The sequence below is a fragment of the Aeromicrobium sp. genome, from assembly GCF_036676885.1.
Classification (GTDB): Bacteria; Actinomycetota; Actinomycetes; order Propionibacteriales; family Nocardioidaceae; genus Aeromicrobium.
In genome coordinates, this window is sequence record NZ_JAKFCB010000297.1 from 22,567 (window position 1) to 32,031 (window position 9,465).

8 protein-coding genes are annotated in these 9,465 nt (G+C 68.0%); 5 read left to right on the forward strand and 3 right to left on the reverse strand.

Annotated features, from left to right (window positions below; genetic code table 11):
- The gene (locus tag V6M46_RS13505; protein ID WP_332666022.1) at positions 1–966 is read right to left on the reverse strand and encodes an NAD-dependent epimerase/dehydratase family protein; all 966 of its coding nucleotides are present in this window, start codon (positions 964–966) and stop codon (positions 1–3) included.
- 237 nt (positions 967–1,203) lie between these two features.
- Here V6M46_RS13505 and V6M46_RS13510 point away from each other — a divergent pair, with 237 nt between their 5' ends.
- From V6M46_RS13510 to V6M46_RS13530, 5 genes are all read left to right on the forward strand, one after another.
- Positions 1,204–2,280, forward strand: coding sequence for a glycosyltransferase family 4 protein (locus V6M46_RS13510; RefSeq protein WP_332666024.1), 1,077 nt, complete (start codon positions 1,204–1,206; stop codon positions 2,278–2,280).
- Positions 2,281–2,380: 100 nt separating this feature from the next.
- Positions 2,381–3,862: a polysaccharide biosynthesis tyrosine autokinase gene (locus V6M46_RS13515; RefSeq protein WP_332666025.1), complete on the forward strand. Its 1,482-nt coding sequence runs from the start codon at positions 2,381–2,383 to the stop codon at positions 3,860–3,862.
- Positions 3,863–3,865: 3 nt separating this feature from the next.
- Positions 3,866–5,167: an O-antigen ligase family protein gene (locus V6M46_RS13520; RefSeq protein WP_332666027.1), complete on the forward strand. Its 1,302-nt coding sequence runs from the start codon at positions 3,866–3,868 to the stop codon at positions 5,165–5,167.
- Positions 5,164–5,928 carry a class I SAM-dependent methyltransferase gene (locus V6M46_RS13525; RefSeq protein WP_332666030.1) on the forward strand — a complete coding sequence of 255 codons (765 nt, stop codon included), beginning with the start codon at positions 5,164–5,166 and terminating at the stop codon, positions 5,926–5,928. The genes V6M46_RS13520 and V6M46_RS13525 overlap by 4 nt, the downstream gene beginning before the upstream one ends.
- 263 nt (positions 5,929–6,191) lie before the next feature.
- Entirely contained in the window at positions 6,192–6,995 is an 804-nt protein-coding gene (locus tag V6M46_RS13530; RefSeq protein ID WP_332666032.1) for an FkbM family methyltransferase, read from the forward strand.
- Positions 6,996–7,069: 74 nt separating this feature from the next.
- On the opposite strand, the gene V6M46_RS13535 is transcribed toward V6M46_RS13530, so the two are convergent.
- Together V6M46_RS13535 and cysC are read right to left on the reverse strand one after the other, a co-directional pair.
- Positions 7,070–7,999 carry a sulfite exporter TauE/SafE family protein gene (locus tag V6M46_RS13535; protein ID WP_332666035.1) on the reverse strand — a complete coding sequence of 310 codons (930 nt, stop codon included), beginning with the start codon at positions 7,997–7,999 and terminating at the stop codon, positions 7,070–7,072.
- Positions 7,996–9,294, reverse strand: a complete 1,299-nt coding sequence (cysC, locus tag V6M46_RS13540; protein ID WP_332666038.1) for an adenylyl-sulfate kinase — start codon at positions 9,292–9,294, stop codon at positions 7,996–7,998. The genes V6M46_RS13535 and cysC overlap by 4 nt, the downstream gene beginning before the upstream one ends.
- Positions 9,295–9,465: the final 171 nt, after the last annotated feature.

Consider the following 9,465-nt stretch of genomic DNA (forward strand, 5'->3'; position numbering starts at 1 on the left):
CTAGGCGCGTGCGCTCAGCTGGTCGTAGATCCAGCTGTACGTCTTCTCAAGCCCGTCCCGCAACGAGATCGACGGTTCCCACCCGTAGATGCTGTGGAACATCGTGTTGTCCGAGTTGCGCCCACGTACGCCCTGAGGCGCCGAGAGATCGTGGTTCTTCTTCACCGTGATGCCGGCGATGTCCTCGAGGATCCCGATCATCTGGTTGATCGTGACGAGCTCGGACGAACCGAGGTTGACCGGCTCGGCGTTGTCGCCGGCCAGGATCTCCTTGGTGCCACGCACGCAGTCGTCGATGTACATGAAGCTGCGGCTCTGTTCGCCGTCTCCCCAGACGTCGATCGTGTGGTCGCCGCTGAGCTTGGCCTGTGCGATCTTGCGGGACAGCGCGGCGGGCGCCTTCTCCCGGCCGCCCTCGAACGTGCCTTCAGGGCCGTAGACGTTGTGATAGCGGGCGATGCGCGTCTCGATGCCGAAGTCTTCGCGGAAGTGGCGGGCCATGCGCTCGCTGAAGAGCTTCTCCCAGCCGTAGCCGTCCTCGGGGTCTGCCGGGTAGGCGTCCGACTCCTTGAGCGCCGTGACGTTGGGATCGGTCTGCTTGTCGCCGGCGTAGACGCACGCCGAGCTGCTGTAGAAGTAGCGCTGGGTGCCGGCATCGCGGGCCGCGACCAGGACGTTGGTGCTGGTGAGGACCGACAGCATGCACTCGGCCTTGTTGTTCTCGATGAAGCCCATGCCGCCCATGTCGGCCGCGAGGTTGAAGACCTCGTCGGTCCCGGCCGTGATCTTGCGGGCGTCGGTCATGTCGGCGCAGTCGGCGACGATGTTCTCGGCCTCGCCGTGGACCTGGTACCACTCGTCCTGAGGTTTGACGTCGACGGCGCGGACGTCCTTGCCCTCCGCCAGAAGGTCCGCCACGAGATGGCCGCCGATGAATCCTCCGGCGCCGGTCACCAATACGGTCATTGAGTCAGTTCCTCCGCTTGATAGCGCCCGGCAGTCTGCGGGCGTTTCCGGGGCGTCAACCAGCGCGTCAGGGGTTGCGTGGTCGACGTGGACGTTACACGAACTCGACAAGGCTCACCCACATGTTTGCGCGCTTCGGTTCGCGGACATCCGAACGGGCGACGACGTCGTCTACAGTGGCCGCGTTCGCCGGTGCATCGGTTTGCCGGTGCGGCACGCGATGGAGGTGGTCCGGTCGTGAAGATCGTGGTGGACGCGATGTGCGCCGAGTACGGCGGCATCCGTACATACGTCGACCACCTGCTCGGACGCTGGTCCGCGGTGCACCCCGAGGACGAGCTCCACGTCGTGGTCCCGGCGGGCTCCTCCCACGACACTGCCGGTCATGTGCGTCATGAGCTGCGGGTGCGGAAGCCCAGCACGGTCGGCCGGCCGATGGCGCAGACCGGAGCCATGCACCGGTTGATCCGGCGCCTGGAGCCGGACGTCGTGCTCGCCACGGTGCCGTCGACGACGGTGCGTCGCCCGGCTGCACCGTTGGTCGTCGTCATCCTCGACCTGCGGCACGAGCTGCGACCGGAGCAGTTCACCCGCGGCCGACGGCTGCTGCGGCACGTCTCGTACGGGCGCACGTATGCGCTCGCTGACGGCTTCCTTTCCATCTCCCAGCGCAGTCTCGACGACCTGCACGCCCTGCACGCCGATACGCGGGACAAGCCCGCGGCGGTCACACATCTCGGTGCTGACCACGTCCTGCGGTGGCCCGAGCCGTCGCGCCGCGGCCCTTCGGTGGCGTTCGCGCACCACACCAACAAGAACCCCGATCTCATCCTCGACGCGTGGGCACTCCTCGCCGGGCGTGACGAGCCGGTGCCCCCGCTGATGATGCTCGGGGTGACCGGCGCCCGCCGCGAGCGGCTCGGTGGCATCATCGCCGAGCGCTCACTCACCGAGCACGTCACGCTTGCGCCCTTCCTCCCCGACGACGAGTTCCAGCGGGTGCTGGCCTCGGCCGACACGATCGTCTTCCCGTCCGACTTCGAGGGTTTCGGTCTGCCGGTCGTCGAGGGCATGGCACTCGGCAAGCCGATCGTGATCGGACCCGAGACGGCGACCATGGAGGTGGCCGACGGGCACGCCGTCGTGATGAACGACTGGAGCGCAGCTTCTCTCGCGGACGCGATGGTCAGGGCCATCGGCCTGCCTGACGACACGCTCGAGCTGGCTCGCGCGTGGGGCGCCTCGTTCACGTGGGACCGCACCGTCGGCCAGACCCGCGAGATGCTCCGGGCGGTGGCCACGGCGCGAAGCTGACCGTCTCGCGTCGGGTCGTTGAGCCGACGGGCGCGGTCTCGCATACACTTTCGTGACGGGTCTTTCGACTTGACCTTGATTCCCCGAGTTAGGACCGCGAGTGGAGCTACGTCAACTGGCACGCACCCTGCGTCGCCGCTGGAAGTTCGCCGTAGTCGTCTTCATCCTCGGAATCATCGGGGCGGCAGCCGTCAGCGCCAGCATCACCCCGACCTACCAGTCGAGCGCCCGCGTCTACATCACGTCGACGTCGAGCGGCACCTTCGACGCCTATCAGCTCGGCATCTACTCGGCGCAGCGCGTGTCGTCCTACGCTGATCTCGCGCGTGACCCCGAGATCCTGCAGCGGGTCATCAAGCGGGTGGGTCTCGACATCACACCGAACGAGCTCGCCCCCCGGGTCAAGACCGAGGCGATCGTCAACACCGTCATCCTGCAGGTGACCGTCACCGATCCGGACCCGCGGACCGCCCAGATGCTGGCCCGCGCTGAGGCCACCGAGATCACCAAGCTCGTGGCGAAGCTCGAGAAGCCGATCGATCAGCCGACCGGTGACGGGGCGGCGGCCGTGGCCCCCATCGTCGCCCGGCTCGCCGGGGACGCGTCCTTCGACGCCAACCCGATCGCGCCGCGCACGGGCATCAACCTGGCTGTCGGCGCCCTGCTCGGCCTGCTGGTCGGCGTCGGTGGAGCGGTCCTTCGCGACATGTTCGACACGTCGATCAAGACGCCGGAAGACCTCGCCGAGGTCACTGGCAGCTCGCTGATGACAGTGATCCCCTTCGACTCCACGGTCCCCAAGCATCCGCTCATCAGCGACGAGGCCGGGCACAACGACCGAGTCGAGGCCTTCCGCGTGCTGCGCACGAATCTGCAGTTCGTCGACCTCGACGCCAAGCGGCGCATGCTGGTGATCTCGAGCGCGGTCCCCGACGAGGGCAAGACGGTCACTGCGACCAACCTGGCCATCACGCTGGCGCAGACCGGTCGGCGCGTCCTGCTGATGGACTGCGACTTCCGCAAGCCGCGAGTCGCCCGTCTCCTCGGCCTCGAGAACGCCGTCGGCCTGCTCACGGTCCTGGTCGGCCGAGCATCCTTGAGCGAATGCATCCAGCAGCACGCGAGCGGCGTCGACTTCCTGGCCACCGGGCCCCTGCCGCCCAACCCGGCCGAGGTGCTCGAGACCCAGACCATGCGCGAAGTCCTCGAGAAGGTTCGGGAGCAGTACGACGTCGTCATCATCGACGCGCCGCCGCTCCTGCCGGTCGCCGACCCCGCGATCGTCGCGACGATGGCCGACGGCGTCCTGCTCGTCACGCGCTACGGCAAGACGAGTCGCGACTTCGTACAGCAGGCTGTCGGCCGCCTCGACGCCGTCGGTGCCCGGGTGGTGGGTGTCGTGCTGAACATGTCGCCGCGGCGCGCGATCTCCGGCTACGGCTACGGCTACGGCTATGGCTACGGCGAGAGCTTGGATCCCAAGCGCTCGCAGCGCGCCACCGCGAAGAACCGGGCCGTCCAGGGCGCCGAGGGCTCCAGGCGTTCCGACAGCAAGCACAGCCAGGTGCCGGGACGGCGCTGAGCCATGAGGTTCACCTCGGCGCGTGAGGTCGCCGGTGGCGCCTTCGTGTGGGTGGCATCGCTCGCCCTCCTCTTCATCCTGATCCGGCTCTCGACTGAGTCGTTGATCGGGGCGGGCGCCGCCGTCGTGCTGGCGGTCGTCCTGCTGGCCCTGGTCTGCCTCGACCTCCGCCGGGCCGGCACCATGTTCGTCACCCTGGCGATGTTCATGGCGCCGATGAATGACATCCGGCTTGGCGCCTCGTTCGTGACCGCGTCCGATCTGCTGTTCCTGCTCGGGTTCGCCATCCTGACCCCGATCGTCATCGGCAACCGGATCGCCGTGCCACCCATGTTCTGGCTGGGGCTCTCGATCGTCCTCGTGATGGGCGTCCTGGCCAGCATCGCCAGTCCCATGCCGGTCGTCAGCGTCAACCAGGTCGCGCGCCTCATGGTCGGCGCCTTCGCCCTGCCGATCTTCTTCATGGTGTGGCGCCCGGCAGCCAACATCCTCGCCCGCTTCGCTGCCGCCTACATGCTCGGCAGCGCCATCAGCGTCGGGATGGCGCTGGCGCAGGGGCCGCTCGGCGGTGGCCGGTACGTCGGCCTCACATACCATCCGAACTACTTCGGCCTGGCCTCCCTGCTGGCCGTCGCGCTGACGCCCTTCGTCGTCGGCAAGGTCGCCCCGGACCTGCGCTGGATCTTCTGGGGGGCGGCTGCCGTCTCCGCCGGCGGCGTCTGGTTGAGCGGCAGCCGCGCCGCCCTCTTGGTCCTGATCATGCTGATCCTGATCTACCCGTTCGTCGAGCGCTCCATCAGGGCCGGCGGCGTCGTGGTGCTGGGTGTCGCCGCCGTGCTGGCGTTCTCGGGCCGGCTGCTGGAGGAGGACGGCGAGTCGAACGCCCTCGGCCGTCTCTTCGGTGCCGGGACCGCGGCCGGATCCGACCTCGAACGCAAGCAGATCTTGTCGGACGCGTGGATGCAGTTCCGGGCCCACCCGCTGCTCGGCAACGGCTTCGACGGTGGTCTCGGGTCGCACAACATCTACCTGCAGGTCGCGGTCGCCATCGGCATCTTCGGCCTGATCGGCTACCTGATCATCCTCTGGATCGGCCTGCGTCCGTTGTTCTGGGAGGGCGTCAACCACCGCCTTGCCTACCCGGTGCTGGCATATGCCGCGATTGGCCCGATCACCAATACGCTGTGGGACCGCCTGATCTGGGCGGTGGTCGCGCTGGCATTCGTCGTCAGCGTCGACGCTCGGGACAGCGAGACCGAGCTTGATCCTGTGGACGCACCATTGACCCCGAGAGGCGCACGATGAGCAACGATGAGTTCACTCCCGATTCGACATTGCAGCGGTTGTATCCGGAGGCGGCCGTCGGCGGGTTCTCCCGCCAAGATGGTCAGGTCGAGTTCTACACGCGGGTCAACGCACTCATCGACGAGAACAGCCGTGTCCTTGACTTCGGAGCCGGTCGCGGGCACTGGGCCGTGGATCCCATGCCGGCCATGTCCAGGAGACTGCGGATGATGCGTGGACGGGTCGCCGAGGTGGTCGGGACAGATGTCGACCCGGTCGTCGTCACCAACCCCTCACTCGATTCGGCGCAGGTCGTCGACATCGGGGCACCGCTGCCCTTCGACGACTCGTCATTCGACCTGGTCGTTGCCGACTACGTCCTGGAGCACGTGACGGCCGAGGACGCGAAGGCTCTGGCCGAGGACGTGATGCGGGTCCTGAAGCCCGGTGGGTGGTTTGCTGCGCGCACCCCCAACAAGTGGGGGATGATCGGCCTCGGTGCGCGCGCGATCCCCAACAAGTTCCACGTACGAGTGCTCAAGCGACTGCAGCCCGGTCGCAAGGCCGAGGACGTGTTCCCGACCCGTTATGCGATGAACACCAAGCGTGACCTCCGCCAGCAGTTCGCCCCGCATTCGCTGTACGTCTACGGGCACAAGAGCGAGCCGCAGTACTTCGGGCGCAGCACGTTGGCGTGGCGGATAGCCTCGGTTGTCGACCACTTCACCCCGTCCAGGTGGGCTCCCACCTTGATGATCTTCGTCCAGAAGGCCGAGCGGTGATGACCGCCGCATAGGAACCGGATTCTGTGGGTTGGGAACCACCGAGCCTGGGCGGATGGTTCCACATGTGCGCGACAGTGCCCGGTTGGCGTCTCTTCCGGATCGGCACGCCAGGAGAACGCGAGACGGTCAGAGTGTCGTCTCGTAGACTGCTGCGGACTTGAAGGAGCCCCCACATGCCGCCAAAGACCGGCGAATCGATCCTCGAGCGCGTCCGGCGACGCGCGGGCTGGGCAATTCGCGACAGATGGCCCGATCGGCCGGTGAAGCGCACGGTCCAGGGCGTTGACATGGTCCTGCCGTGGTCGCATCGTCTCCCCGACTATGCGCGGGTCGAGCCGGAGTACGGCCAGAACCTTCCGCGGCTCGCGGTGGCTCTCGCCGAGGCCGAGGGAAGGCCACTGGTGGCGATGGACATCGGCGCCAACGTCGGTGACTCGACGCTGCAGATCCTCGATGCCACTGATGGCCGCGTGCTCTGCGTGGAAGCCGACGGCTTCTTCCTGGACTACCTGCACCGCAACGTGGGCGGCGACGACCGTGTCGCGATCGAGCCCTCGCTCCTCCTCGACCGCACCGAGGACGTGCCGATGGCTCCCGTGCGCCGGGGTGGGACCACGCGGTTCGTGCCAGGTGAGTCCGAGAAGACGGCGCCGATGGTCTCGGTCGAGCAGCTGCGCGAACGCCATCCCGACTTCAGCGGTCTGCGGCTGGTCAAGTCAGACACCGATGGCTTCGACGTCACCCTGATCCCGGCCGTGGCACGTACGTGGTCCGACACGAAACCGGTGCTGTTCTTCGAGTACGATCACGAGCTGTCCCGGCTGGCCGGCAACGATCCCCTGCAGGTCTGGGAGGAGCTCGCGGCGCTCGGCTACGACCTCGTACGTGTGTGGGACAACGGCGGAAGGCCGATCGGCGTCTATCCGGTGTCGAAGATGGCCGAGCACGCGGCGGTCCTCGATGAGCCTGTCACCACGCGGAAGTTCCACTTCTGGGATGTCGCTGTCTCGCACCGTGATGATGCCGCCGGAGCCGAGGCACTCCGGGCAGTGCAGCCACACTGATCGGCCACGCGTAGGGCCGCGGCGATTCCCGTACGGAGCGGCCCTCGGCCGGCCTGCCGGGGCGACCGACGTGCTCACCAACGGTGGTGGCGGTCCCGGACGCGAGTCGCCAGCCAAGGGCGCTGCTGGAACGGCGGCAGGTCGTGGCTCATGCGGAGTGCGGCCCAGGCCAGCGGCCCGACGACGACGAACGCCGCTGCGGCGATGGCGATTCCGGCGGGTGGGACATGCAACATCGACAACCCGGTCAACGCCAGGACGATGGCGATCCCGCGCCGCAGCAAGGACTGCGACACCCGGTGGGCGAGCCGGGCGCCCAGGAAGGTCCCTGGGGTGCCGCCCGCCACGAGAGGCAGCAGCACCGACCAGTCCACCCCGGTGACGATGACGTGGCTGATCGCCGCGGCGACGACCAGCGGAATCGCTTGCACGAGATCCGTGCCGACGAGACGCACCGCCGAGAGGGCGGGATACAACAGCAGCAGCGCGACCATCATGACCGACCCGGAACCGACCGACGTGATGCCGACCAGCAATCCACCCACGACACCGATCGTGAACGTCGGCAGCACTCGTACACGTGGGTCATCGAGCGTCACGCCGGCCGAGTCGAGCGTCCCCCGCATCGACAGGTACGTGCGCAGGACGTATGCCGAGGCGGCCACCAGGAGAGTGATGCCGATCGCGAGGCGCAGGAATGCTTCCGGGTCGTCGCTGCCGACCTCGCGGACGATGAAGGCGCCAGCGAGCGCGGTGGGGACAGAGCCGGCGATGAGCCATGCGGCCAACGTCAGGTGGGGCGCCGCCGACCGCCAGTGCACGACCGCGCCAACGCTCTTGTTGACGACGGCCGCGACGAGGTCGTTGGCCACAGCGGAGGTCGGAGGCACCCCGAGGTAGATGAGCGCCGGCGTCATCAGCGCACCGCCGCCCATGCCGGTCAGGCCGATGACGATCCCAACCGCGAAGCTGACCAGGACCAGCGAAGGAGTGTCGGGGCTCACCGAGCGGACTCGGTCTCCACCGTGACCCGGTCAAGGACCCGATGCGTCAGCCAGCCGCCGTCGACCAGATGGTGGAGCAGCTCGTCGAGAACCGACTCGACAGTGCGCTCGCTGGTGTCGAGCACCACGTCGGCGTCGTCGGGAACCTCGTACGGCGATGAGATGCCGGTGAACTCAGGGACCTCGCCGCGTCGAGCCTTGGCGTACAAGCCCTTGCGGTCGCGGCTCTCGCACTTTTCCAGTGGGGTGGCGACGTGCACCAGCACGAACGCGGCACCACCCGCGGTGACCAGCTGACGTGCCCGCTTTCGGGTGTCGTCGAACGGGGCGATCGGACTGCAGATCGCCATGGCACCGTGGCGCGCGATCTCGGCGGCGACCCAGGCGATGCGTTGGATGTTGGTCTCGCGGTCCTCGCGTGAGAACGTGAGACCGCGCGAGAGGTTTTGGCGGACGATGTCTCCATCGAGAAGTGAGATCGTACGTTCGCCGGTCTCCACGATCCGGTGCCGCAGGGCCTGGGAGATCGTCGACTTCCCGCTGCCGGAGAGGCCCGTGAAGAACACCACGAGGCCCTGGTCGACTCCGGTGGGCCGGTCAGAGCTGACCACCTCCGCAACCGCCGGGGTGCAGGGGCCGATGCCCTCTGGCCAGTGGACGTCGAGGCCGGGCGCGTATGCGGCCACCACCCGCCGCTGGAAGCCCAGGTTGTTCTCAGACCGGGCGCGCGCTGCGACGGGAGTCGCGATCACGGCAGTCCCGGTCAGGTCGCGACTGGCCGCGAGCGTTGCGCGCATCAAGCCCTCGGCGGACAGGGCTCGGGGGGTCCCAGCCCCGGTGAGCACCAGCATGAGCACCGGCCGTCCCTCGCTGCGGGCGGAGATCGTCTCCAGGTCGCGAGCTGTCAGCGCGCCGGTGACGGGGACCGTGAGCGTTCCGGTCGGAAGACGCGTCATCGAGGCCGACGGCGACAGGTAGTGATCGCCGAACGCGCGTTGCACCGTGCCGGGAAGGGGGTGCACGTCGCCGATGATGCCCATCTGGCCGCACGCGGCCTCGAACGTCTCGTCGGCACTGACGATGGCGAGGGGTACGCCCTCCCCGTCGATGATCTCGAGCTTGCCGTGCTCGTGAGCCTGTCGGGCGATCTCGAGGGGGACACAGAGCGTGACGTCCTCGCCCGGTCCGCGGAACCCGAACTGCGGGGCCAAGGCGCCCGTGCGGAGGAGCTCGATGTCGTCCAGCTCACGCGGTGTGGGAGCGAACTGTGGGTGAGAGGGCGCAGGCGAGGGCACTGGCCCATCGTGCCACGAGTGTCCGGAGGGCTGTGCGCTTTTGCGTGCGGCTGAGCCAGTAGAGTGACCGCATCCCGACGAGAGGCGCGGCATCGATGCAGGCACCGAGCGGCTACAGGTCCCGGACCTCGAGGTCATCCCGGTCTCGGCACTCAAGGGCGACAACGTCGT

Excerpts from the sequence above, each read along its gene's own strand:
- V6M46_RS13520 (WP_332666027.1), top strand. The coding sequence starts at position 3,866 with ATGAGGTTCACCTCGGCGCGTGAGGTCGCCGGTGGCGCCTTCGTGTGG.
- V6M46_RS13525 (WP_332666030.1), top strand. The coding sequence starts at position 5,164 with ATGAGCAACGATGAGTTCACTCCCGATTCGACATTGCAGCGGTTGTAT.
- V6M46_RS13505 (WP_332666022.1), bottom strand. The coding sequence starts at position 966 with ATGACCGTATTGGTGACCGGCGCCGGAGGATTCATCGGCGGCCATCTC.